Source organism: Streptomyces sp. NBC_00090, from assembly GCF_045160815.1.
Taxonomy (GTDB): domain Bacteria; phylum Actinomycetota; class Actinomycetes; order Streptomycetales; family Streptomycetaceae; genus Streptomyces.
Map to the genome: position 1 here is coordinate 3,719,577 of NZ_CP108224.1, position 24,359 is coordinate 3,743,935.

23 protein-coding genes are annotated in these 24,359 nt (G+C 72.2%); 6 read left to right on the forward strand and 17 right to left on the reverse strand.

Annotated elements, in window-relative coordinates:
- Positions 1-63 precede the first annotated feature (63 nt).
- A complete protein-coding gene (locus OG361_RS16250) occupies positions 64-1,776 on the forward strand; it encodes an FG-GAP repeat domain-containing protein (RefSeq protein WP_405854197.1) in 1,713 nt (570 codons plus the stop codon).
- Between the two features lie 97 nt (positions 1,777-1,873).
- Here the strand turns inward: OG361_RS16250 and OG361_RS16255 are convergent, their stop codons facing one another.
- On the reverse strand, positions 1,874-2,707 hold the full coding sequence (locus tag OG361_RS16255) for a trans-aconitate 2-methyltransferase (RefSeq protein WP_405854199.1): 834 nt from the start codon (positions 2,705-2,707) through the stop codon (positions 1,874-1,876).
- Between the two features lie 162 nt (positions 2,708-2,869).
- On the opposite strand from OG361_RS16255, the gene OG361_RS16260 reads away from it, so the two are divergent.
- The gene (locus OG361_RS16260) at positions 2,870-3,367 is read left to right on the forward strand and encodes a MarR family winged helix-turn-helix transcriptional regulator (RefSeq protein WP_017241145.1); all 498 of its coding nucleotides are present in this window, start codon (positions 2,870-2,872) and stop codon (positions 3,365-3,367) included.
- Here OG361_RS16260 and OG361_RS16265 read toward each other — a convergent pair.
- From OG361_RS16265 to OG361_RS16300, 8 genes are all read right to left on the reverse strand, one after another.
- On the reverse strand, positions 3,326-4,144 hold the full coding sequence (locus tag OG361_RS16265; protein WP_405854201.1) for a LuxR C-terminal-related transcriptional regulator: 819 nt from the start codon (positions 4,142-4,144) through the stop codon (positions 3,326-3,328). The two genes, OG361_RS16260 and OG361_RS16265, sit on opposite strands and share 42 nt — an antisense overlap.
- 241 nt (positions 4,145-4,385) lie before the next feature.
- On the reverse strand, positions 4,386-5,525 hold the full coding sequence (gene galK, locus OG361_RS16270) for a galactokinase (RefSeq protein WP_405854203.1): 1,140 nt from the start codon (positions 5,523-5,525) through the stop codon (positions 4,386-4,388).
- The gene (gene galE, locus OG361_RS16275) at positions 5,522-6,514 is read right to left on the reverse strand and encodes a UDP-glucose 4-epimerase GalE (protein ID WP_405854205.1); all 993 of its coding nucleotides are present in this window, start codon (positions 6,512-6,514) and stop codon (positions 5,522-5,524) included. The genes galK and galE overlap by 4 nt, the downstream gene beginning before the upstream one ends.
- Positions 6,511-7,554: a galactose-1-phosphate uridylyltransferase gene (gene galT / locus OG361_RS16280; protein ID WP_405854207.1), complete on the reverse strand. Its 1,044-nt coding sequence runs from the start codon at positions 7,552-7,554 to the stop codon at positions 6,511-6,513. Before galT ends, galE begins: the two co-directional genes overlap by 4 nt.
- 129 nt (positions 7,555-7,683) lie before the next feature.
- On the reverse strand, positions 7,684-8,370 hold the full coding sequence (locus OG361_RS16285) for a response regulator transcription factor (protein ID WP_405862278.1): 687 nt from the start codon (positions 8,368-8,370) through the stop codon (positions 7,684-7,686).
- 165 nt (positions 8,371-8,535) lie between these two features.
- Positions 8,536-10,380 (reverse strand): PQQ-binding-like beta-propeller repeat protein, encoded by a 1,845-nt coding sequence (locus OG361_RS16290; protein WP_405854209.1) that lies wholly within the window; start codon positions 10,378-10,380, stop codon positions 8,536-8,538.
- Positions 10,381-10,392: 12 nt separating this feature from the next.
- Positions 10,393-12,255 (reverse strand): PQQ-binding-like beta-propeller repeat protein, encoded by a 1,863-nt coding sequence (locus tag OG361_RS16295; protein ID WP_405854211.1) that lies wholly within the window; start codon positions 12,253-12,255, stop codon positions 10,393-10,395.
- 112 nt (positions 12,256-12,367) lie between these two features.
- On the reverse strand, positions 12,368-14,173 hold the full coding sequence (locus tag OG361_RS16300; protein ID WP_405854213.1) for an ABC-F family ATP-binding cassette domain-containing protein: 1,806 nt from the start codon (positions 14,171-14,173) through the stop codon (positions 12,368-12,370).
- Between the two features lie 93 nt (positions 14,174-14,266).
- Here OG361_RS16300 and OG361_RS16305 point away from each other — a divergent pair, with 93 nt between their 5' ends.
- Positions 14,267-14,554 carry a hypothetical protein gene (locus OG361_RS16305; RefSeq protein ID WP_405854215.1) on the forward strand — a complete coding sequence of 96 codons (288 nt, stop codon included), beginning with the start codon at positions 14,267-14,269 and terminating at the stop codon, positions 14,552-14,554.
- Complete coding sequence (locus OG361_RS16310; RefSeq protein WP_405854217.1) at positions 14,551-14,943, forward strand: hypothetical protein; 393 nt, start codon at positions 14,551-14,553, stop codon at positions 14,941-14,943. Before OG361_RS16305 ends, OG361_RS16310 begins: the two co-directional genes overlap by 4 nt.
- Before the next feature lie 8 nt (positions 14,944-14,951).
- Here the strand turns inward: OG361_RS16310 and OG361_RS16315 are convergent, their stop codons facing one another.
- The 8 genes from OG361_RS16315 to rsmI form a co-directional block, all read right to left on the reverse strand.
- Complete coding sequence (locus OG361_RS16315) at positions 14,952-16,259, reverse strand: acyltransferase (RefSeq protein WP_405854219.1); 1,308 nt, start codon at positions 16,257-16,259, stop codon at positions 14,952-14,954.
- 48 nt (positions 16,260-16,307) lie between these two features.
- Positions 16,308-16,541, reverse strand: coding sequence for a hypothetical protein (locus OG361_RS16320; RefSeq protein ID WP_405854221.1), 234 nt, complete (start codon positions 16,539-16,541; stop codon positions 16,308-16,310).
- Positions 16,542-16,596: 55 nt separating this feature from the next.
- Positions 16,597-17,511, reverse strand: a complete 915-nt coding sequence (locus OG361_RS16325; protein WP_405854223.1) for a 4-(cytidine 5'-diphospho)-2-C-methyl-D-erythritol kinase — start codon at positions 17,509-17,511, stop codon at positions 16,597-16,599.
- Positions 17,508-18,380 (reverse strand): 16S rRNA (adenine(1518)-N(6)/adenine(1519)-N(6))-dimethyltransferase RsmA, encoded by an 873-nt coding sequence (rsmA, locus tag OG361_RS16330; protein WP_405854225.1) that lies wholly within the window; start codon positions 18,378-18,380, stop codon positions 17,508-17,510. The genes OG361_RS16325 and rsmA overlap by 4 nt, the downstream gene beginning before the upstream one ends.
- A gap of 50 nt (positions 18,381-18,430) precedes the next feature.
- Entirely contained in the window at positions 18,431-19,720 is a 1,290-nt protein-coding gene (locus tag OG361_RS16335) for a ubiquitin-like domain-containing protein (protein WP_405854227.1), read from the reverse strand.
- A gap of 72 nt (positions 19,721-19,792) precedes the next feature.
- The gene (locus OG361_RS16340; protein ID WP_405854229.1) at positions 19,793-20,662 is read right to left on the reverse strand and encodes a TatD family hydrolase; all 870 of its coding nucleotides are present in this window, start codon (positions 20,660-20,662) and stop codon (positions 19,793-19,795) included.
- A 52-nt stretch (positions 20,663-20,714) separates the two neighbouring features.
- Positions 20,715-21,152, reverse strand: a complete 438-nt coding sequence (locus OG361_RS16345) for a hypothetical protein (protein WP_405854231.1) — start codon at positions 21,150-21,152, stop codon at positions 20,715-20,717.
- A gap of 175 nt (positions 21,153-21,327) precedes the next feature.
- A complete protein-coding gene (gene rsmI / locus OG361_RS16350; protein WP_405854233.1) occupies positions 21,328-22,188 on the reverse strand; it encodes a 16S rRNA (cytidine(1402)-2'-O)-methyltransferase in 861 nt (286 codons plus the stop codon).
- Positions 22,189-22,240: 52 nt separating this feature from the next.
- On the opposite strand from rsmI, the gene OG361_RS16355 reads away from it, so the two are divergent.
- Both OG361_RS16355 and OG361_RS16360 read left to right on the forward strand, forming a co-directional pair.
- Positions 22,241-23,983, forward strand: a complete 1,743-nt coding sequence (locus OG361_RS16355; RefSeq protein ID WP_405854235.1) for a dolichyl-phosphate-mannose--protein mannosyltransferase — start codon at positions 22,241-22,243, stop codon at positions 23,981-23,983.
- 67 nt (positions 23,984-24,050) lie between these two features.
- A complete protein-coding gene (locus OG361_RS16360) occupies positions 24,051-24,266 on the forward strand; it encodes a DUF6243 family protein (protein WP_405854237.1) in 216 nt (71 codons plus the stop codon).
- The last annotated feature ends 93 nt before the right edge of the window (positions 24,267-24,359 follow it).

Here is a 24,359-nt window from a genome sequence, read left to right on the forward strand (position 1 = left end):
CGACGCTGTGCGAACCCCCCTGTTTGGTTCTGTCGAACCTCTAGATCCCTGGGGGGGATCTCTTTGTTCTTCCTTCGCTCCAAGCGCGCCCGTCGTGTGGCCGCCTGCACCACCCTCGCCCTCTCCGCGGGCATGCTCCTCGCGACCCCGGCGTCCGCCGACACCCCGGCGCCGCGCCCGTCCGTCGAGAAGCCGGCCCCGGGCCCTGGCGCTCCGTCGGAGCGGTTCCTGCCGCAGGACGGTGCCCGGTCCGCCGGGATCGCCGGTGCCACGGCGGACCGTCTGCCGTCGCGCTCGGACTTCGACGGGGACGGCCGCGCCGACGTCATCTACCGCGGCGTCAACGGCTCGCTCTGGACGTCGACGACCACGGGCGTCCAGTCGGAGTTCTCCGCGACCAGCGAGTTCGTCAAGGACGTCATCCCGATCGGCGACCAGGACGCGAACGGCAGCGGGCCCGAGGTCCTGACGTTGTCGAAGTTCGGCAATCTGGCGCTCTACGGGGACGCGACCGCGTCGTACGGCAGCTACCGCTGGTCCGGTGACGGCTGGGAGATCTACAACAAGGTCTTCTCGCCCGGTGACATCAGTGGTGACGGCCGTGCGGACGTGCTGGCCCGTACGCCCTCCGGCGAGCTGTGGGTCTACGCCTCCACGGGCGTGTCCTACGCTCCGTTCCACGCCCGTCAGCTGATCGGCAAGGGCTGGACGGCCTACGACCAGCTGATCGGTCTCGGTGACAGCGACGGCGACGGCAGGGGCGACTTCCTCGCCCGTACGCCGTCCGGCGTCCTCTACTACTACGGCAGCACCGGCAACCCGAAGACGCTGAAGGCGCGCACTCAGGTCGGTTCCGGCTGGCAGATCTACAACCAGATCATCGGCGTCGACGACGACAACGCCAACGGTGTCCCCGACGTCGTCGCGCGCGGTACCGACGGCACGCTGTGGATCTACTACGGCACCGGCGGCGGCCGCTTCACGGCCCGTAAGCAGGCCAGCTCCGGCGGCGGCTGGGCCGGTGTGCCCCAGTTCGGCGGCGCGGGCAACGTGCCGGCGCACGGCAAGGAGGGGCTGCTCGCCCGCGACAAGGCCGGCACGCTCTTCTGGTACTACCCGACGGGCACGGGCAAGCTGGCCCCCCGCGAGCAGATCAGCGACACCGGCGGCTGGGCCGGGGCGACGATCTTCGAGGTCAACTCGCTGGGCAGGGACGGGTTCTCCGACACGCTGGAGATCTACCAGGGCCGCCTCTACCGCGGCGAGACGGACTTCGGCGGCGGCTGGGGTGCCATCAACCTGATCGCGGGCCCGGGCGACCTGAACGGCGACGGAACCGGCGACTTCGTGGCCCGGGACAGCTCCGGCGTCCTGTGGCTCTACCGGAGCAACTACGACGGCACGGCGCTCCACTCCCGCGTCAAGGTCGGCGCCGGCTGGAACGCGTACAACCGGATCCTCGGTTCGGGCGACCTCACCGGCGACGGTCTGAACGACCTGGTGGCCCGCGACAAGGACGGCAACCTGTACCTGTACCAGGGCACGGGCAAGGAGGGTTACCCGTTCAAGTCCCGCGTCAAGATCGGCGGCGGCTGGAACGCGTACCCGAAGCTGGCGGCGCCCGGTGACATCACGGGTGACGGCAAGGCCGACCTGCTCGCGGTGAACTCGGGCGGCGAGCTGTTCCGCTACTCGGGCTACGGCACGTCGGGCTCCGTCTTCAAGCCGCGTGTCTCGATCGGCACCGGCTACCAGACCTACAACGGTCTGTACTAGTCGCACCGAGCACACCGGGCATCACACGCGGCGCCCCGCACCGGAACTCCGGTGCGGGGCGTCCGCGCGTTCACGAGCTCGCCCGTACCTCCCGCGTTCACGATCCCTTGCGGGCGACGGCGAAGACTCGGCGGAACGGGAAGACCGTGCCGTACGGGCCCGGCGGGTAGGCCTCGCGGAGCCGTGCGCGGTACTGGGCGAGGAAGGCTTCGGCCGCCTCCCGGTCGTCGCCCAGCGTGGTGAGGACGGGTCGCAGCGCCGTGCCCTTGACCCATTCGAGGACGGGATCCTCACCCTGCAGGAGCCGGCTGTACGTGGTCTCCCAGACCTCGGTCTCGCAGCCCAGGTCGGTGAGCCGGGTGAGGTAGTCGGCCGCGTCGAGGATGTGGACGAAGCGGCGGCCCTGGTCGCCGAGGCGGGAGCGCCACTCGGGGGTCTCGCAGAGTTCGCCGAGCAGGGCGTGGCTGGGCGCGGTGAAGTTGCCGGGGACCTGGAAGGCGAGGGTCCCGCCGGGGCGGAGCCCGTCGATCCAGGCCGCGAAGGACTCGGGGTGGTTGGGCACCCACTGGAGGGCCGCGTTGGAGACGATCAGGTCGTAGGGCTCGGCCGGGGTCCAGTGCGCCGCGTCGGCGGGCCTGAAGTCGATCCAGCCGCCGCCCCGCGTGGCGCCGGACCAGTCCTTCTCGGCCCGCTCCAGCATCTCGGGCGACAGGTCGAAGCCGGTGATGTGCGCGTCGGCCCACCGGTCGGCGAGGAGGGCCGTCACGTTGCCCGGGCCGCAGCCGAGATCGGCGATCCGGGGCGGCCGGCCCTGGGCCGGCAGACGCGGTATTCGGGCGAGCATGTCGAGGAAGGGCCGGGTGCGGTGGCCGGAGTGGTGGAGGTACTGCTGCGGATCCCAGGTTGGTGCGGCGGATTCCACGGAATGCATGTTCGAAGCCCCTTGCTGGAACGAGTTGCCGAAGCGGAACGGAGTTCCGGCCCGGTCCCTTCCCCGCACTCCGGGAAAATATATCTCGTAATCAAGATTCTTGAAATCAAGAAACTCGAATACAAGAGACTTTATGTCAACAGACCCTCTACACTGATCGACATGGAGGACGAGGTCGACCGACTGGTCGCAGCATGGCGCCGAGAGCGCCCCGACCTCGACGTGGAACCGCTCGAGGTGCTCAGCCGCGTCTCGCGGCTCGCCCGGCACCTCGACCGCGCCCGTCGGCTCGCCTTCTCCGAGCACCAGCTGGAGCCCTGGGAGTTCGACGTCCTCACCTCGCTCCGCCGCGCCGGAGCTCCCTACCAGCTCTCCCCCGGCCAGCTCCTGACCCAGACTCTGGTCACCTCGGGCACCATGACCAACCGCATCGACCGGCTCACCAAGAAGGGCCTCGTCGAGCGGCTCCCCGACCCCAGCGACCGGCGCGGGGTCCTCGTCCGGCTCACCCCCGAGGGCCGCGACCGCGCCGACGAGGCGCTCGCCGGGCTCCTCGCCCAGGAGCGCGCCATCCTGGCCCAGCTCTCCCGCGCCCAGCGCGGTGAACTGGCCGCGCTGCTACGCCGGCTGACCGCCCCGTTCGACAACATCCCCGGGTAGCGGCTGAGCGGGCAGCCCCGGAAGCACCTGCCCGTCCGCCGGAGTCCCTTCGAGCGCGGCCGGACCGACGCCCGCGCGGCGGGCCAGCGCCACCGCCGCGAGCGTCGAGTGGACGCCCAGCTTCCCCAGCACGTTCTGCATGTGCGTACGGACGGTGTGCGGGGAGAGGAAGAGCCGCTCCGCGACCGCCTTGCGGCCCAGGCCCGCGACCATGCAGCGCAGCACCTCCCGCTCCCGCGGGGTCAGCGACTCCACGAGCCGCTCGCTGTCCGTCCGGTGCTTCCGGGCCTCCGTCAGCTCCCTCAGGACGCCCGTGAGCAGCGCGGGCGGCAGATGCGTCTCGTCCCGCAGCACCCCGCGGACCACCGCGAGGAGACGCTGGAGGGAGCAGTCCTTCGCCACCCAGCCGGAGGCCCCCGCCTGGAGCGCGAGCGCGGCCCGGCGCGCGTCGTCCTTCTCCGCCAGGACGACGGTACGGACGGCGGGGTGGACCCCGCGCACCCCCGCCACCAGCGAGATCCCGTCCACCGCGCCCTCGGCGTCGTCCGGCACCGCCCGGGCCGCCGCGGCCCCGGCGGGCCCCGCGCCCAGCTCGGCGTCGACGAGCAGCACGTCGAACCTGCGCCCCTCCGCGACCCCGCGGTCCAGACAGCGCAAGGCGGCCGGGCCGCTTCCCGCGGCGGAGACGTCGACGTCGGGCTCGGCCGCGAGAGCGGCGGCGAGCGACTCGGCGAAGATGCGGTGGTCGTCCACCACCAGGACCCGGATACGTGCCACGGACACCCCCAAGTGTCGAGGAACGGGACCGACGCGGATACGGCGCCGGAGGCGGGTCCGTCGGTCGCACGGCCGCCGCCGTGCGTTGACTTTTACCCCACTTCCGGCGCCGTACCCGAAGGGTCTCGCACCCTGAAACAGCACCGGCCCCCACCGGCGCTGCCCCTCAGGGTAGGGGCGGGGCGTCACGGTGGGGGCCGATTGGCGGAACTGTCCGAAGTCGTGCGGACGGGAGCGGGGTTCAGAGCCGGCGCGCACCCGCCGAGGGAACGGCCGGGAAGATCCCCGGAGCCGCGTACCCGGCTTCGGCGAAGGCCTTCTCGACGGCGACGGAGACCGCCTCCGCCCGGTCGGTCGCGACGAGGACGACGGCCGAGCCGCCGAAGCCGCCGCCGGTCATCCGGGCGCCCAGCGCCCCGGCGGCGTTCGCCGCCTCGACGACGAGGTCCAGCTCGGCGCAGGAGACCCGCAGATCGTCCCGGAGGGAGGCGTGGCCCTCCGTGAGGACCGGGCCGACCGCCCGGGTGTCCCCGGCGTCCAGGAGCGCGATCACGCGCTCCACCCGGGCGTTGTCCGTGACGACGTGCCGCACATAGCGAAGAACCGTCTCATCGCTCAGGCGTGCGAGGGAATCGGGTAGTTGCGCGGCGCTCACATCGCGCAGGACGCTCACCCCGAGCGCCCGCGCGCCCGCTTCACAACCGGCGCGCCGCTCCGCGTACGCGCCGTCCCCGAGCGCGTGCTTCACGCGGGTGTCGACGACGAGCAGCCGCAGCCCCTCGGCGGCCAGGTCGAAGGGGACCTGCCGGTACGAGAGGTCCCGGGTGTCCAGATGGAGGGCATGGCCCTCCTCGGCGCACGCGGAGGCCATCTGGTCCATGACCCCGCAGGGCACGCCGACGAAGGCGTTCTCGGCGCGCTGGGCGATCCGTGCGAGCTCGGGCCGGGAGAGCCCGAGGCCGAAGAGGTCGTTCAGCGCGAGCGCCGTGACGACCTCCAGGGCCGCCGAGGAGGAGAGGCCCGCGCCGGTCGGCACGGTCGAGGTGAGGTGGACGTCCGCACCCGTCACCGGGTGGCCCGCCTCCCGCAGCGCCCAGACGACTCCGGCCGGGTAGGCCGCCCAGCCGCCGCCGGAGAGCGGTTCGAGCTCCTCGACCTCCAGCTGCACGATCCCGCCGTCGATGTCGGCGGAGTGCAGGCGCAGGATCCCGTCGTCGCGGCGGGCGACGGCGGCGACGGTGGTGTGCGGCAGCGCGAGCGGCAGCACGAAGCCGTCGTTGAAGTCGGTGTACTCACCGATGAGGTTGACCCGCCCGGGGGCGGCCCACACCCCGTCGGGGGCGGCGCCGTACAGCGCCTCGAAGCCTGCGGCGACGTTCACGGACGTCCCTCCTCTTCACGGCGGCGGGCGAAGGCCCAGGCGTCGGCGACGACGGCCGCCAGGTCCGGGCGGGACGGCGTCCAGCCGAGCCGCTCGTGCGCGGCGTCGGCGGAGGCGACCAGGACGGCCGGGTCGCCGGGGCGGCGTGCGGCGGTGATCTCCGGGATCGGGTGGCCGGTGACCTTCCGGACGGTCTCGACGACCTCGCGGACCGAGAAGCCGTTGCCGTTGCCGAGGTTGCAGATCAGGTGCTCGCCCGCGGTCATGGCGTCGAGCGCCAGGAGGTGGGCCTCGGCGAGGTCGGCGACGTGGATGTAGTCGCGGACGCAGGTGCCGTCCGGGGTCGGGTAGTCCTCGCCGTACACGGAGATGGCCTCGCGCTGCCCCAGGGCGACCTGGAGGACGAGCGGGATCAGGTGCGACTCGGGTGCGTGGCGCTCGCCGAGCGAGCCGTACGCCCCCGCCACGTTGAAGTAGCGCAGGGAGACGGCGGCCAGGCCGTGCGCGGCGCACTCCCCGCCGATCATGTGGTCGACGGCCAGCTTGCTCGCGCCGTACGGGCTGGTGGGCGCGGTCGGCGCGGACTCGGTGATCGGCACGGACTCCGGCTCGCCGTAGGTGGCGGCGGTGGAGGAGAAGACGAGCTTGCGCACCCCGGCCGTCCGCATGGCGGCGAGGAGGGCCATGGTGCCGCCGACGTTGTTCTCCCAGTACTTCTCGGGCTTGGCGACGGACTCGCCGACCTGGGAGAAGGCGGCGAAGTGCAGGACGCCGTCGTAGGAGTCGTCCAGCCACTGTGCGGCGTCCTGGATGCGGCCCTCGATGAACTCGGCGCCCTCCGGGACGCCTTCGGCGAAGCCGGTGGAGAGGTCGTCGAGGACGGTGACCCGGTGGCCCCGCTCCAGGAGGTGGGCGGCGACCACGCTGCCCACGTATCCGGCGCCGCCGGTCACGAGGTACCGGCGGGCTCGGGAATCGGCTGTGCTCATGCGGTGGCCACCTCTCGGATACGTCGGGCCGCGTCCTCCGGCCGCACGTCGTTCATGAACGCGCCCATGCCGGACTCGGTGCCCGCGAGGAACTTCAGCTTGCCAGAGGCCCGCCGGACGGTGAAAAGCTCCAGATGGAGTCCGAAGTCCTCCCGCCGCTCGTCCGTGAACGGCGCCTGGTGCCAGGCGGCGATGTAGGGCGTCGGCGGCTCGTCCGGGCCGAAGATCCGGTCGAAGCGCCTCAAGAGTTCCAGGTAGACCTGTGCGAACTCTGTGCGGGCGTCCTCGTCGAGGCCGAGCAGGTCGGGCACCCGGCGCTTGGGGTGCAGGTGCACCTCGTACGGCCAGTGGGCGGCGTACGGCACGAAGGCGATCCAGTGCTCGGTCTCCAGGACCACCCGCTCGCCGTCGGCCTGCTCCCGGGCGATGACGTCGTCGAAGAGGTTGCGTCCGGTCGCCGCCCGGTGCTCGTCGAGCCGGCGCCGCATGAGGGCGGTCCGGGGGGTGACGTACGGGAAGGCGTAGATCTGGCCGTGCGAGTGGGGCAGGGTGACGCCGATCTCCTGGCCGCGGTTCTCGAAGCAGTAGACCTGCTGGACGCCGGGCAGGGCCGAGAGCTCGGAGGTCCGGTCGATCCAGGCGTCGAGGACGAGCCGGGCCTGCTCCTCGGTGAGGTCGGCGAAGGAGGCGGTGTGGTCTTCGGTGAAGCAGACGACCTCGCAGCGGCCGAGTCCGCCGGAGAGCGAGGGGAAACGGTTCTCGAAGACCGCGACCTCGTAGCTCTCGTCGGGGATCTCGCTCTCGCGCCCGTCCCGGCCGGGGCAGAGCGGACAGGCGTCGGCCGGCGGCTGGTAGGTGCGGGCCTGCCGGTGCGAGGCGACGGCGACGGCGTCGCCGGTGAGCTCGTCGTAACGGATCTCGGAGCGGGAGACGACGGGGGTGAGGGGGCGCGGGTCGACGGCCTCGCGGACGGCGTCGTCGCGGCTGTCGTAGTAGATCAGCTCGCGCCCGTCGGCGAGCGTGGTGACGGTCTTCTTCACGGGGATGCCCTCCGGGCGCGAGATCAAACAGAACCACGCACAAAGAATCACATTCGAACATCGCAGTCAATGGCAGATCCCGCCCTCGCGCACCGATGGATGAAAAGGGCGGGAAGAGTGTTCGAAGGGCTACGGAAGGGAGCCGCGCTGGGTGGGCACCGCCCGGTCGAGGAGACCCGTGCGGGCCGCGAGGGCCGCCGCCTCCAGTCGCGACCCGACGCCCAGCTTCATCAGGACCCGCTGCACGTGCGTCCGCGCCGTGCTCGGCGCGATCCGCATCCCCTCCGCGATCAGCCGCGTGTCCTCACCCTCCGCGACCCGCACGAGGACCTCCACCTCCCGCTGCGTCAGCAGCCGCAGCAGCCGCTGCCCCTCGTCGTCCTGCTGCACCGAGGGGTTGAGCAGCTCGGCGAAGGCCGACTGCAGCAGCTGCGGCGCCACCGCCGACTCCCCCGCGCGGGCCTTCACGAGCGCCCGCTCGACCCCCTCGATGCGCTCGTCGTGCCGGACGTACCCGGAGGCCCCGGCCGCGAAGGCGGCCGCGATCCCGCGCGGCGACGGCACGGGACCGAGCACCACCACGGCCACCTGCGGCCGCTCCCGCCTGATCCGCGCGACCACGTCGAACGCGCCCGGCTCGGCCGGGGCGGCCGTGCCGAGCAGACACACCTCCGGCGCCCGGCTCACCACGAGCTCCGCCGCCCCCGCCACCGGCGCCGCCGCGGCGAGCACCCGGTGACCACGCAGCTTCAGCGCCGAGGCCAGCGCCTCGGCGAGAAGTCTGTGGTCGTCCACCACCACGAGGCGTACGCCCATCCCGGTCATCCCCCATCCTCTGGGCCCACCGTCCCCCGGCTCGGCCCGCTCGACCCCGAATTCCTCGCCCACGGGCGAGCCATGCAAACGGCCCGGCGCATCGGGGTGAACCGATGCGCCGGGCCGCGCGAGTCTCCCACAGACGCCCGGGGGACGTCTGTGGATTCACCGGGTGCTGTACGACACCGCCAGGGGCTCATTGTCCGTCGGCGAGGCCGAGGAGCGCGGCTTGGAGAGCATCACGGCGGACATGAACACCCGTCCGTCGCGGTACAGGATCTCCGAGTAGTCCGGCGAGAAGCTGTTCTCGATGTCGTTGACGGTGGGGTCCGCCGGGTTCTCCAGGAGCACCGTCTCCTTCATGGTGACGCCGTCGATGGAGACGATCCGTCCGCCCTTGTCGTAGGGCGGGGCCTTGTACGCGATGAGGCTGCCGCCGTCCATGCGGAGCGGGACCAGCGTGTACTTGTCCCCCGCGTCCGCCTTCTCCGGCGCCGTCTTCCCGGTGGCCAGGTCGAAGGCGATGACCTCGTTGGTCTCGTCGCCGTACTCCCCGGTGGAGCCCTCGTGCTCCTCGGTCGGCACGTACAGCCGGCCGTTGCCGACGATGGCCTTGGTGCAGGACTCGACCCGGGTCGCGCGGCAGCGTGCCCCGTACTGGTCGGGGTCCGCCGTGATCTTCGCCTTCAGCTTGCCGGTCTTCTCGTCGAGGGAGAAGAAGTCCGAGATGCCGCTGCCGTCACCGGCGCTGTCGCCGACGTCGGCCGCGACGACCAGCGGCTTGGTGGAGACGATCGACGCGTACTTCACGCCGGTCGGCATCTTGTACTGCGAGATCGGCGCGCCCGTCGTCGGGTTGAGGTTCTGGATCAGCACGTACTGGCTCTCGTACGGGCCGCACTTGCGGACCGCGACGAGTCCCGCGCCGCCGCCGTAGCCCAGGTCGTAGCAGTTCTGGTCGTTGGCCTGCGGCTTCCAGCGCGGGTTGCCGTTGGCGATGTCGAAGGCGGCGCCTCCGTCGTTGCCGCCGGCCGCGACCGTCGTCCCGCTGACGGTGATCTCGCCGAACCGGGCCTTCTGGTCGCCGGCGGATCCGCCGGTGACCGAGGTGGACCAGAGCAGCTTGCCGGTGGTGAGGTCGACCGTGCCGACCTCGGTGCACTGCTGGTAGTAGCGCGGCGCGACCCGCTTGCTGGCCTCGAAGAGGATCGGCAGCTTGTTGTCGGCGGTCACGTGGCGCGAGGCGCCGCAGATCTGGCCGGTCAGCGGCAGCGTCCAGAGGGCCGTGCCCTTGGCGAGGTCGTAGGCGACGAGCGAGTTCACGCCCGTCTTCACGTACGCCTTGTCCGTGACCCAGGAACCGGAGACATCGGTGACGTCCGGGACTCCGGGCTTGGGCACCTGGAAGGTCAGCTTCGCCTGGGTGTCGGCCGGCGGCTTCTCGTTGCCGCCCCCGCCGGTCCCCTTGGACTCGCCGCTGCCGCCGTTGCCGCCGGAGCCCTGCGAGGTGCCGGCCGAGCTCTTGGCCTCGTCGTCCTTGCCGCCGCTCCCGGAGTTGGCGTACCAGATGCCGGCCCCGATGATCAGGACGACCGCGACGGCCGCCGCGATCACGATCTGGAGCTGCGCCGACAGCTTCTTCCCGCCGGGCGCCACGGCCGGGGCCGGGGCGGTCTGCGGGTAGCCGCCGTAGTGCTGCTGCGGCTGGGTCGGGTAGCCGTACGGCGGCTGGACCGGCTGCTGCTGCTGCGGCGTCGGGTAGCCGTACGGGGACTGCTGCGGAGCGGCCGGGGGCTGCTGCGGGTAGCCGTAACCGGGCTCGGTCGGCGGCTGCTGCGGGTAGCCGTAGCCCGCGTCGGGCTGCTGCTGCGGGTAGCCGTAGCCGGGCGGCTGCTGCGGATGGCCGTAACCGGGCTCCGGCTGCTGGGCCGGGGGCGGGGGCGTGGGGGCGCCGAAGCCGCCCTGGGGATCCGGGGGCTGGTTCGGCGGGGGCGGGGGTGGCTGCGTCATCGGTCCGAATCCCTACTTGCTGAACGCCATCATCGTCTTGACCTGCTTCTCTTCCTTGTCGTTCGTCGCGGACACACGTCCGCTCGTCACGACGAAGTGGCCGCCGCCGTAGGCGAACCCCGGGTCGTAGAAGCTGTTCTCGATCTCGGAGGTCGAGGCCGGGTGCTGGAGCACGACCTTCGGCGCACCGCCGGTCGGGGCGATGGTCGCGACGGCGCCGCCCTTGTCGTACGACGGGTCGACGTAGACCAGGACCTGCCCGCTCTCCATGCGCAGCGGGATCATCGACTGCTCGCCCGGCGCCTTGGAACGCCACTTGGCCTTGCCGGTCTTCAGGTCGAAGGCGACGACCTCGTTGGGCGTGCCGTACGAGGTCTCGGTGGCCATGTAGAAGGTGTTGGCGTCGGCGGCGACTCCGGTGCAGCCCTGGAGGTTCTTGCCGAAGATGACGAAGCTGCCGCCGCAGGACGGGGCGAACTTGTCCTTGCCGCCCTGGATCTGCGAGCGGAGCTTGCCCTTGGCGTCGAGCGCGAAGATGGTCCACTTCTTCTGCTCGCGCTGGGTGGCCGAGACGACCAGCGGGTCGACCGAGTAGACCTTGTCGACCTCCCAGTTCGCCTCCAGCTGGAAGGTGTACTTGGGCTTGCCGGTGGCCGGGTTGACCTCGCCGACCGCCTGGAGCTTCTTGGTGGTGCTGCCCGAGGGGCAGTCCATCGCGGCGATCAGCTTGCTGCCGCCCGCGAAGGCGAAGGGCTTGCAGCCGGTGGTGGCGCCCTGGAAGAGCTGCTTGCCGTCGGCGAGGGAGAAGCCGTAGGCGGTGCTGGAGCCGGCCGCGGTGACCGTGTTGCCGCTGATGGCCAGGGTGTTGTCGGAGAAGGCGAAGAGGCCGGTCGGCTTCGGCACGGACTTCTTCCAGCCCACCTTGCCGGTCTTGAGGTCGACCTGCTGGAGGCCGAGGCACTTGGCGCCGTCCTTGGCGCTGTCGTTGTGCCCGAAGACCATGGTGCCGTTGGCGGCGGGCGCCGGCGGGGCCGCGCACAGCTCGAAGGGCACGTCGACGTGCCACTTCAGGGAGCCGTCGCTCAGGTTGTAGCCGTCGATGCTCTTGTACATCGCCTTGACGACGGTGTCGCCGACGATCCACGGGCCCATCACGTCGGAGCCGTTGCGGGGCAGGTCGACGTTGTTCTTGAGCAGCCAGTCGACCTTGGCCTCGCCGTCCTTGCGGCCGGCGTTGAGGTCGTCGTCGCCGCCCCGGCCGTCGCCCGAGCCGTCGCCCTGGTCCACCGACTCGGTGGGCTTGGGTGCGCCGGAGGACGAGGAGGTGGCGGTGGCGGTCGGCTGCGCGATCGGGTCCTTCTCGTCGCCCCCGCCGACGACCGCCCAGGTCGTGACGGCGGCGACCAGGACGGCTCCGGCGGCCACGGCCGCGATGACACCGGTCCGGCCCTTGAGGCCACCGCCGCCGGGGGCGGGCGGCGGGGTGGGGGCGCCGGGGTACCCGGGCTGGGCGGGGTAACCGCCGTAGGGGCCGGGCTGCTGGCCGTACGGGCCCGGCTGCTGCTGCCCGTACAGGCCGGGCTGCTGCGGCTGCTGGCCGTAGGGGCCGGGCTGCTGCTGCGGGTAGCCGTAGGGCGGCGGCGTCGGCTGCCCGTACGGACCGGGCTGGCCGGGCTGGCCGGGCTGCTGCGGGTATCCGTAACCGGGCTGCTGCGGCGGCTGCTGGCCGTACGGCCCGGGCGCGGCGGCCGGCGGGACGGGCGGCGGGGACTGCGGTGCCTGCGGCGGGACGGGCGGGACCGGCGGGAGGCCCTGGTTCGGATCCTGAGGGGCTCCGAAGCCCCCCGGCGGCTGGTTGCTGGGCGGCTGGGTCATCAGCGGTTCCCCCTTGACGTGAGCGGGTTTTCTTTCTACCACTCACGCCGTGGCGCAAAAGCGACCGGTCCTCCCCTTGTACCCAAGGGAGGACCGGCCCGTGATGCCCTTGTTATGCGTCCTCGGCCAATTCGAGCCAGCGCATCTCCAACTCCTCGCGTTCACCCACGAGTTCCCTGAGCTCCGCGTCGAGCTTCGCGACCTTCTCGAAATCGGTGGCGTTGTCCGCGATCTGCGTGTGCAGTTTCGCCTCCTTCTGGGAGACCTTGTCGAGCTGCCGCTCGACCTTCTGGAGCTCCTTCTTCGCGGCGCGCGCGTCGGCGGCGGAGACGCCCGCCTTCTGCGGCGCGGCCGCGGCGGCGGGCGTCGGGACGGCCGTCTCGATCATCTTCCGGCGCCGCTCCAGGTACTCGTCGATGCCGCGCGGCAGCATCCGCAGCGTCTGGTCGCCGAGCAGCGCGAGCGTCCTGTCGGTGGTGCGCTCGATGAAGAACCGGTCGTGGGAGATGACGACCATGGAGCCCGGCCAGCCGTCGAGGAGGTCCTCCAGCTGCGTCAGGGTCTCGATGTCGAGGTCGTTGGTGGGCTCGTCGAGGAAGAGGACGTTCGGCTCGTCCATCAGCAGGCGCAGCAGCTGGAGGCGGCGGCGCTCACCGCCGGAGAGGTCGCCGACCGGCGTCCACTGCTTCTCCTTGGAGAAGCCGAACTGCTCGCAGAGCTGTCCGGCCGTCATCTCGCGGCCCTTGCCGAGGTCGACGCGGTCGCGGATCTGCTGCACGGCCTCCAGGACCCGCAGCGTCGCCGGGAGTTCGGTGACGTCCTGCGAGAGGTAGGCGAGCCGGACGGTCTTGCCGACGACGATCTTCCCCTTGGCGGGCTGCTCCTCGCCGCCGGAGACGGCGGCGTCGGCGAGCGCGCGCAGGAGTGAGGTCTTGCCGGCGCCGTTGACGCCGACGAGACCGATGCGGTCGCCGGGGCCCAGCTGCCAGGTGAGGTGCTGGAGGAGGGTCTTGGGACCGGCGGTGACGGTCACGTCCTCCAGGTCGAAGACCGTCTTGCCGAGGCGGGCGTTGGCGAACTTCATCAGCTCGCTGGTGTCGCGCGGCGGCGGCACGTCGGCGATCAGCTCGTTGGCGGCCTCGATGCGGTAGCGGGGCTTGGAGGTACGGGCGGGGGCGCCGCGCCGCAGCCAGGCCAGCTCCTTGCGCATCAGGTTCTGCCGCTTCGTCTCCTCCGTGGCCGCGATGCGCTCGCGCTCGGCGCGGGCGAAGACGTAGTCGGAGTAGCCGCCCTCGTACTCGTGCACGTCACCGCGCTGCACGTCCCACATGCGGGTGCAGACCTGGTCGAGGAACCAGCGGTCGTGGGTGACGCAGACGAGCGCGGAGCGGCGCTCCTGGAGGTGCTTGGCGAGCCAGGAGATGCCCTCGACGTCGAGGTGGTTGGTGGGCTCGTCGAGGACGATCAGGTCCTGGTCCTCGATGAGCAGCTTGGCGAGCGCGATCCGTCGCCGCTCGCCGCCGGAGAGGGGGCCGATGACGGTGTCGAGGCCCTGCTCGAAGCCGGCCAGGTCGAGCCCGCCGAAGAGTCCGGTGAGCACGTCGCGGATCTTGGCGCTGCCGGCCCACTCGTGGTCGGCCATGACGCCGATGACCTCGTGCCGGATGGTGGCCTTCGGGTCCAGCGAGTCGTGCTGCGTGAGCACGCCGAGCCGCAGCCCGCCGCTGTGGGTGACGCGACCGGTGTCGGCGTCCTCCAGCTTGGCGAGCATCCGGATGAGGGTGGTCTTGCCGTCGCCGTTGCGCCCGACGACCCCGATCCGGTCCCCTTCGGAGACGCCGAGCGAGACCCCGTCGAGCAGGGCACGGGTGCCGTACACCTTGCTGACGGCCTCGACATTGACCAGGTTGACGGCCACGTTGACTCTTCCTGTACGGGGATCGATCGACGTCCCAGGGTACGTCCCCGCCAGGAGTACACCCCCGGTACACCGTCGGTGTACCGTGATCGTATGGCTGACTCCACCATCAAGGTTCCGGACACCACTCGCGACCACCTCGCCTCACTGGCCCGCGAGCGGGGCACCACGATAGGAGCGCTGGTCACCGAACTGGCCGCGTCCCAGCTCACGGCCGCGCAGGCACGGGAGAAGGTCGCCGAGAGCCGACGGATCATGCGCGAGCGGATGCGCTCCACCCTCACCGACGAAGAGTTCGACGCGACCCCGAACGCCCTCGACAAGGTCTACGAGATCGCCGCCGAGAACGCCCGCCGCGCCCTGGGAGGCACGGCGGCGTGATCATCCTCGACACCTCCGCCGTGCTCGCCCTCGCCCGTGGCCATCGCAAGCTCCAGCGTGTCGCCGACAACGCGGCGGCGTCACCGTTCCGCCGCCTCCAGGTACCCGCACTGTGTCTGCTCCAGGCCGAGACCGAGGACGAAGGCGCGGGTGACGCCGCCCTGGCGCTCCCCGGCATCGATGTCGTCCCTCTCGACATGGTGGCGTCGGTGACCGTCGCGCGGATGGTTCGCGGCGGATTCGGTGGACCGGACGTCTGCCACGCCCTCTACACGGCGCTCCCCGCGCCGCACCGTCCCACCATGGATCTGATTCTGACGGACCGGGCCGACCTCTACCCGCCGGGCACCGTGACCGTGGACATCGACGACGAGCGCCTCGACGACTGACTCCGTCGTCAGCCGTTCCGCCGCCCCCGCCCCGCCCGCTCCACCAGCAGCCACCCCGCCAGGGCGAGGCCGACGGCGGCCGGGGCGGTGACCGGTACGGCGATCAGGGTCGCCGAGTGGCCGGTCAGGAGACCCCCGAAGCCCGTCATGGAGAGGCCCAGGACGCCCAGCAGGGCGAGGGTGATGCCGAGGGCCGCGAGGGGGCCGCCCGAGGTCGTGGGCGGGGCCGGCGGCGGCGGGGCCTCGAAACGGCGGAACACGGCGACGAGTACGGCGGTGAGGACGGCCGCCGCGCCGATCCGGAGCGGTACCTGCGCCCACCAGGCGCCGGAGGCCGGAGCGGGCAGACCGATACCGGACGCGAGCATCGCCCCGTACACGCCGAGCATCGCCGTCAGGTGCCAGAGGAACGCCGTCATCGCGATCCCGTTGGCGGCGACCACCGCGCGCCACACCCCGGCCCGGGCGACGAGCCGCGCCCCCGGCCCCTTCAGGAGCTCGACCGCGCCGACCAGCCACAGGCCGTGGCAGAGCAGGGCGAGGGTCGGCGGGGCCATGTTCGAGACCTTCTCACCTGGCATTCCCACCATCGACAGCGGGTACGGCCCGAGGGTCACGAGCGCGGTCGCGCCGAGGAGCCCCGCGCCGGCGAGCAGCGCCGGACGGCGGATCATGCCGTCGGCGCGCAGGAAGCCGAGCTGGTGCACCGCCAGCCACACGAACGCGAAGTTCAGGAACTCGACGAACGGCACCCCGGCGGCGAACCGCAGCACGTCCACGGCGACCGCCCCGCCCGCGAGCGCGGCGAACGCGCCCCAGCCCCACCGCTCGTGCAGCCGCAGCAGCGGCGGGGTGAAGGCGACCATCGCCAGGTAGATCCCGATGAACCAGAGCGGCTGCGTGACCAGCCGCAGTACGACCCCGGTGAGCCCGCCGTCCGCGCCGGTCAGCTGGAGGACGAGCGCGGCGGCGCCCCACACCGCGACGAAGACCATCGTCGGCCGCAGCAGCCGCTGGAGCCGGGCCCGCAGGAAGGACGCGTAGGCGGGGCGGGAGCGGTGGGCGAGGGCGTGCGAGAAGCCGCCGACGAAGAAGAACACCGGCATGACCTGGAAGACCCAGGTCACGAGCTGGAGCTCGGGGACGACGGCGAGGAGGTTGCCGACCTGGCCGTCCGCGCCGACCGCCGCCATCAGCCAGTGGCCGAGCACGACGACGGCGAGCGAGGCGACGCGGAGGAGATCGACGTACCGGTCCCGGGTGGCGGGGGTCGCGGCGGCGAGGTCACGCGCGCTGAGGCGGTTGCTGCTTCCCATGCCGGTACGGTCCCGCGCGGGGGCGGGGCGCCGACAGGGCGCGGATACTCAACCGGTGGCTGAGTAGTCGGCGTCGCTGCGCCACTTCCGCCACTCGCGCCAGGCGCGTACGACGCCCCGGCAGGCGCCGAGGGCCCCGAGGGCGAACAGGCCGGGCGGCACCCATCTCCAGACACCGTCGAAGAGCGGCTCCTGGACGTAGATGACGGTGAGTCCGGTGAAGAGAACGATCTGGGCGACTTCGCTCAGCACCTTCAGCAACGGATGGAACCTGAACTTCACGCGATGCCCCCCACAGGCTTGTACGCCGACGCGCCCATGATGACAGGCGCAGGTGTCAGGCAGCCGGGAGGATCGCCGCGCCCGGCGCCGGCGACGTCGCCGCGCGGGCGGTGCGGCATGTGCCCGAGGCGATCAGGGTCGCGGCGACGGACTCGGCCGTCTCCGCGTCCTTCACCAGGAACGCGGTGGTCGGGCCCGAGCCGGAGACCAGCGCGGCCAGCGCGCCCGCCTCCGTACCGGCCGTCAGGGTCGCCGTGAGTGACGGGCGCAGGGAGAGCGCCGCCGCCTGGAGGTCGTTGGCGAGGGCGCCCGCGAGCGCGGTGGGGTCGCCGGTGCGCAGGGCGTCCAGCAGGACCGGGGATGCGGTCGGCTCAGGGACGTCGACGCCTTCGGTGAGGCGGTCGAACTCGCCGTACACCGCCGGCGTCGAGAGCCCGCCGTCCGCGACGGCGAACACCCAGTGGAAGGTGCCGCCGACCGCGAGCCCGGTCAGCCGCTCGCCGCGCCCGGTGCCGAGCGCCGCCCCGCCGACCAGGCTGAACGGCACGTCGGAGCCGAGCTCGGCGCAGATCTCCAGGAGGTCGGCGCGCGGGGTGTTCAGGCCCCAGAGCGCGTCGCAGGCGAGCAGGGCGCCCGCGCCGTCCGCGCTGCCGCCGGCCATGCCGCCGGCGACGGGGATGTCCTTGGCGATGTGCAGGTGCACGTCCGGGGAGATGCCGTGCCGGGCGGCGAGCAGCTCGGCGGCGCGCGCGGCGAGGTTCGTGCGGTCCAGCGGCACCTTGTCGGCGTCCGGGCCCTCGCAGGTGATCGTCAGCGTCTCGGCGGGGGTGGCGGTCACCTCGTCGAAGAGGGAGACGGCGAGGAAGACGTTGGCCAGGTCGTGGTAGCCGTCGGGGCGGGCCGCGCCGACCGCGAGCTGGACGTTGACCTTGGCGGGGACGCGGACGGTGACGCCACGGGTGCCGCTCACGCCTTCGCCTCCGCGATCCGGGCGAACTCCTCGACCGTCAGGGCCTCGCCGCGCGCCTGCGGCGAGATCCCGGCTTTGACCAGGGCCTCCTCGGCCGCGGCGGGCGAGCCCGCCCAGGTGGCGAGGGCCGCGCGCAGGGTCTTGCGGCGCTGCGCGAAGGCCGCGTCGACGACCGCGAAGACCTCCCGGCGGGAGGCGGTGGTCGCGAGCGGCTCGGTGCGGCGCACCAGGGAGACGAGACCGGAGTCGACGTTCGGCGCGGGCCAGAAGACGTTGCGGCCGATGGAGCCGGCCCGCTTCACCTCCGCGTACCAGTTCGCCTTGACCGACGGCACGCCGTAGACCTTGTTCCCGGGCTTGGCGGCGAGCCGGTCGGCGACCTCGGCCTGGACCATGACGAGGGTCCGCTCGATGGTCGGGAACCGCTCCAGCATGTGGAGCAGGACCGGCACGGCGACGTTGTACGGCAGGTTGGCGACGAGCGCGGTCGGCGCCGGGCCCGGGAGCTCCTGCACCTGCATGGCGTCGGAGTGGACGAGCGCGAAGCGGTCGGCGCGCGCGGGCATCCGGGCCTGGATCGTGGCGGGCAGCGCGGCGGCGAGGACGTCGTCGATCTCGACGGCCGTCACCCGGTCCGCGGCCTCCAGGAGGGCCAGGGTGAGGGAGCCGAGTCCGGGCCCCACCTCCACGACCACGTCGTCGGGCCGCACCCCGGCCGTGCGGACGATCCGCCGGACGGTGTTGGCGTCGATGACGAAGTTCTGGCCCTTCTGCTTCGTGGGGCGCACGCCGAGGGCGGCGGCCAGCTCACGGATGTCGGCGGGGCCGAGGAGGGCGTCGGGGCTTTCGGGGCCGGTGGTGGTGCTCACCGGTACAGCCTACGGGGCACCGGTGGGGCAGCCCTACGACTCACCCCGTCTCACCCGTGCAGCCGCCTGCCGCAGTGGGGCCACGGGCTCGCCCCCCGCTGCATGTAGAGCTTCTTGGCCCGGTAGGTCTGCTCCGCGGCGGGTGCGTTCTGGGCGGTGCCGGTGCCGCCGAGGGAGCGCCAGGTGCCCGGGTCGAACTGGTAGAGCCCGCCGTACGTCCCCGAGGGGTCGACGGCGTTCGGCCGGCCGCCGGACTCGCAGGCGGCGAGCGCGCCCCAGTCGAGGCCGTCGGCCCCGGCGACGGAGGCCGGCAGCGCCCGGGTGCCGATCCGCACCTTGCGGCTGACGGGTTCGCGGACGATCTCCTCACCGGTCCTGCGGGGCTTCTGCCGGACGCCGTTGACCGTGCGCAGGCTGTACGTGACGCGGCGGACGCCCGTGACGCCCTGCCGTTCGACGACCTCGGTGCCGGCGAAGAGCTCCGGGTCGCGGACCCTCTCCACGGCGTACGGCACGACCTCCTCCCGCACCTGCCGGGAGCCGGTGATGCGCAGCACGGTGACCGTCTGGCCGTCGCGGGGGAAGGCGCCGGCCGCGACGGAGGTGGTGTCCTGCCCGGAGAGGGTGATCCCCGCCTCGGCGAGGGCCTCGCGGATCGTGGCGGCGTTCGTCCGGACGGTCCGCTCCCGCCCGTCGGCGAGGAAGGTGATCGTCCGCTCGGTCCGCACGTCGAGGGCGAGGCCCTGGCGGGAGATCGGGGCCGCGCGGGAGACCGAGAGGTACGCGCCCTCCGCGCGGACGCCGAGCTGGCGCAGCGCTCCTTCGACGGTCCTGGCGGTGGTCCAGATCGTGTGGCGCTGCCCGTCGAGGGTGAGGGCGACCGGCCGCCCGTACCGGACGATGATCTCGTCGCCGCTGGCCAGGGCCTCGCCGGGGGCGGGGGCGACGATGTCGTGGGCGCCGACGGACAGGCCCTCGTGGGCGAGGAGCTCGTCGACGTCGTCGGCGAAGGTGTGCAGGCTGCGCGGGACGCCGTCGACGGAGAGCCGGACCGCCTTGTCGTTGGCGACGAAGGCGCTGGTGCCGCCGGCGAGGAAGGCGACGACGAGGGCCTGCGGGACGAGCCGCCGCAGGCCGTCCGCCGCGGAGCCGGAGGCCTTGCGGCGGCGGGCGGCGCGGCGGGAGCCGGCGCGGGAGCCCCCTTGGCCGGGGACGGCGCCGGGGACCACGCCCGGGACGGCGCCGGGGACGACCAGCGGTGCCGCTTGGGTCGGCTGCTCGTGGACGGACAGGGTCGCCGTCCGCCGTCCGGCTCGGTGACTGCCCTGGGAAGTGCTCACGAGGCCGGGACACTAGCCCCGACCGCCATCACTCTCCCGAACTATCCGACTACGACACGTAACCGTTATGGATCAGTAATCGAAGGCCGTGGCCGTGTTCACGGCGATCGCCTCGGCGAGGTCGTTCTCCCCGATGCCGCGCACGGCCGCCATCGCCCGGACGGTGACCGGGATCAGGTACGGGGCGTTGGGGCGGCCCCGGTAGGGCGCCGGGGTGAGGAAGGGCGCGTCGGTCTCGACGAGGACGAGCTCCAGCGGGGCGACGGCGAGCGCGTCCCGCAGCGGCTGGGCGTTCTTGAAGGTGACGTTGCCGGCGAAGGACATGTAGTAGCCCTTGGCGGCGCAGATCTCGGCCATGGCGGCGTCGCCGGAGTAGCAGTGGAAGACGGTCCGCTCCGGGGCGCCCTCCTCGTCCAGGACGCGCAGGACGTCGGCGTGCGCCTCCCGGTCGTGGATCACCAGCGCCTTGCCGTGGCGCTTGGCGATCTCGATGTGGGCGCGGAAGGAACGCTCCTGCGCGGCGATGCCCTCGGGGCCGGTGCGGAAGAAGTCGAGACCGGTCTCGCCGACCCCGCGCACGTACGGCAGGGCGGCCAGCCGGTCGATCTCGGCGAGCGCGTCGTCGAGGGCCGCGTCCCCGCCGCCCTCGCGGGCACCCTGCCGGGACCAGCCGTCGGGGTCCCCGAGGACGATCCGGGGCGCCTCGTTCGGATGCAGGGCGACGGCCGCGTGCACGTTCTCGTGGGCGGCGGCGGTCTCGGCCGCCCACTGCGAACCCTTCACGTCACAGCCGACCTGGACGACCGTGGTCACGCCGACGGCGGCGGCCTTGACGAGGGCCTCCTCGACGGTTCCGGACTGCAGGTCGAGGTGGGTGTGCGAGTCCGCGACCTCGACGAGGAGGGGTTCGGGCAGCGGCGGCGGGGCGTCCTTGGCACTCATGGCCCCGATCGTACGAGGGCCACGAGCGCCGGCGCGCGGGGATACCCGCGGCCTACCTTTCGCGGTTGCGGAAGGGATGCAGGAGGTCGGAGAGGTGCCAGTGGTGCGGCACCGGCGGGGCCTCCGGGCCCGCGGTGTCCTCGGTGTCCTCGGTCAGTTCCTGCCCGATGGGCCCGGCCATCGAGACGGGCTTGGTCGCCCTCGCCCCGTGGTGGTGCTTCTCCGTCGCGGCGATCAGGTCGAGCACCGACGACACCTGCCCCGCGCGCATGATCCGGACGACGTGACCGCCGCAGTTCATGCAGGTGGGGCTGGACAGCGGGGACGGGACCCGCTCCCCGTCGGCCTTGTAGACGACGAATTCCTGGCCGGCGGCGTCGACGTGGTGCTCGATGTCGTACGCCTGCTCCCAGCCGTATCCACAGCGCATGCAGGCGAAGGCGTACGCCTCATGGGCGACGGATATGCCGGTGCCGGTGATCTCGCTCATGCCAGCTCCTCTCCACTGATCAGTGGACGCCTTTTCGGGCCGGAGCGCATCAGCAGGAGACGAACCATGGAAGGCTTTTGGCTCTTCCCTTGCCAAGCGCCCTGCGAAGAGTCCCGGCGCCGGGTTCGGCTTTGCCTTTCAGATTAGTCCTTTACGTGTACGAGGACCCTTCCAGTCAGCCCTTTGCCGCGTTCTTTGCCGCCACGACCGCATCGAACACCTCGCGCTTGGGCAACCCGACCTCGGCCGCGACCGCGACGATCGCCTCCTTGCGCCGCTCCCCCGCTTCCTCGCGCACCTGCACCCTGCGCACCAGCTCCGCGGCGTCCAGCTCGCCGGGCCCGGCCTCCGGGGCGCCCTCGACGACGACGGTGATCTCGCCCCGTACGCCCTCGGCGGCCCAGGCCGCGAGTTCGGCGAGCGGGCCGCGCTTGACCTCCTCGTACGTCTTGGTCAGCTCGCGGCAGACGGCGGCCCGGCGCTCGGTTCCGAAGACCTCGGCCATCGCGGCGAGCGTGTCGTCGAGCCGGTGCGGGGCCTCGAAGTAGACGAGGGTCCGCCGCTCGTCCGCGACCTCGCGGAGCCGGCCGAGGCGCTCGCCCGCCTTGCGCGGCAGGAAGCCCTCGAAGCAGAAACGGTCCACGGGCAGCCCGGAGAGGGCGAGCGCGGTGAGCACGGCGGACGGCCCTGGGACGGCCGTGACCTTGATGTCCTGCTCGACGGCGGCGGCGACCAGGCGGTAGCCGGGGTCCGAGACGGACGGCATGCCCGCGTCCGTGACGAGCAGCACACGGGCGCCGCCCACCAGCGCCTCGACCAGCTCGGGCGTACGGGCGGACTCGTTGCCCTCGAAGTACGAGACGACCCGTCCCGAGGTGTGGATGCCGAGGGCCCGGGTCAGCCCGCGCAGCCTCCGGGTGTCCTCGGCGGCCACGATGTCCGCGTTCACCAGTTCGGTGGCGAGTCGGGGCGGAGCGTCCGCGATGTCACCGATGGGGGTCCCTGCGAGTACCAGCGTTCCTGTCACACAGGACATCCTCCCAGCCCGGACAGGCGACGCGCACAGGCGCGTTCCCTACGATGGCGCGGTGACCAGTACCGCACCCGAGACCCTGGAGGGCCGGCACGCCGTGGCAGAGCCCTCTTCGTGGCAGCAGAGGCTGCGGCGCTTCGGCTACGCGCCCCGCGCCGAGAACGCCGCTCCCATCGGGCTGCGGGAGCGGCTCGACCCCCCGTACACCCGTCCCTCGGACCGCGTCCGGCAGCTGTCCGGCCTCGGCCCCGGCCCGGCCGAGCGGCTGTGGCGGCTGATGGCCTGGGGCGGCCCGCTCCTGGTCACGGCGGTCGCCGGGCTGCTGAGGTTCTGGAACCTGGGCAAGCCGCACGCGGTGATATTCGACGAGACGTACTACGCCAAGGACTCCTGGGCCATCATCAACCAGGGGTACGAGGGCGCCTGGCCGAAGGACATCGACAAGACGATCCTGACGGACCCCGGCGCGGTGCTCGTGCCGACGGACCCCGGCTATGTCGTCCACCCCCCGATGGGCAAATGGGTCATCGGCCTCGGCGAGAAGATCTTCGGCTTCGAGCCCTTCGGCTGGCGCTTCATGGTGGCGCTGCTCGGCACCCTGTCGGTGCTGATGCTGTGCCGGATCGGCCGGCGGCTCTTCCGCTCGACGTTCCTGGGCTGCCTGGCGGGCCTGCTGCTCGCCGTCGACGGGCTGCACTTCGTGATGAGCCGCACCGCGCTCCTCGACCAGGTGCTGATGTTCTTCGTCCTCGCCTCCTTCGGCTGCCTCGTCCTCGACCGCGACCGCGCCCGGAAACGGCTCGCGGCGGCGCTCCCCGAGGACGAGGAGGGGGTGCTGCGGCCCGACGCGGAGATCGCGGAGACCCTGCGCCTCGGGTGGCGGCCGTGGCGGATCGCGGCCGGTGTGATGCTGGGCCTCGCGGCGGCGACCAAGTGGAACGGCCTGTACGTCATGGTGGCCTTCGGCCTGATGACGGTCCTGTGGGACGTGGCCGGCCGCCGCACGGGCGGCGCCGTCCGCCCGTACCTCGCGGTGGTCAAGAAGGACCTGGTCCCGGCCTTCGTGTCGGTGGTGCCGGTGGCGATCGCCACGTACCTGGTGACCTGGACCGGCTGGATCGTCTCCGACAAGGGCTACTTCCGCGACTGGGCCGCCAAGCAGGACAAGCTCGACGGGGGCGGGACCTGGAGCTGGCTGCCGGAGTGGCTGCGCAGCCTCTGGCACTACGAGTCCGAGGTCTACTCCTTCCACGTGGGCCTGACCTCGCCGCACACGTACGAGTCGAACCCCTGGTCCTGGATCGTCCTCGGCCGCCCGGTCTCGTACTTCTACGAGTCCCCGGCCCCGGGCACCGCGGGCTGCCCGACCACCGCGAAGGAGAAGTGCGCCCAGGAGGTCCTGGCCCTCGGCACCCCGCTCCTGTGGTGGGCCGCCTGCTTCGCCATCCTGTACGTCCTGTGGCGCTGGGCCTTCCGCCGCGACTGGCGCGCGGGCGCGATCGCCTGCGCCATCGCGGCCGGCTGGGCCCCCTGGTTCCTCTACCAGGAACGCACGATCTTCCTTTTCTACGCGGTCGTCTTCGTGCCTTTCCTGTGCCTGGCGGTGACCATGATGCTGGGTGCGATCGTCGGTCCAAGGGGATCATCGGAAAGGCGACGGACTTTCGGCGCGGTGGCGGCGGGATGCCTGGTCCTGCTCATCGTGTGGAATTTCATCTACTTCTGGCCCATCTACACCGGCACTCCCATTCCGATAGAGCAATGGCGGGGCCGGATGTGGCTCGACACGTGGATCTAGCCCTTCGACGTCGCCGCCCGCCCCCCATGAATCCGTAGATCACCGCACATCATTACCGGGAGAACCCGTGACCGACAGCAAGAACATCAACAACCCCGTGGGCCAGGGCGGCGGCCAGCGCAAGAAGCTGTCCCGCGCCGAGCGGCAGAACAACGGTCCGCACCGCAACCTCGACCGCCAGAACGCAGCGGACAAGAAGGCGGAGCTGGTACGCAAGATGCGCGAGAAGACAGGCGCGGCCGAGGGCGCCGGGCAGGCGGACGACGAACCCGCACAGAGCTGACGCACCGCCGCCGCAGGGCGGCACCGCACGGCAGCAGGGACCGGACCGCGACGCGCGGTCCGGTCCCTGCTGCCGTACGAGATCCAGGAGCCG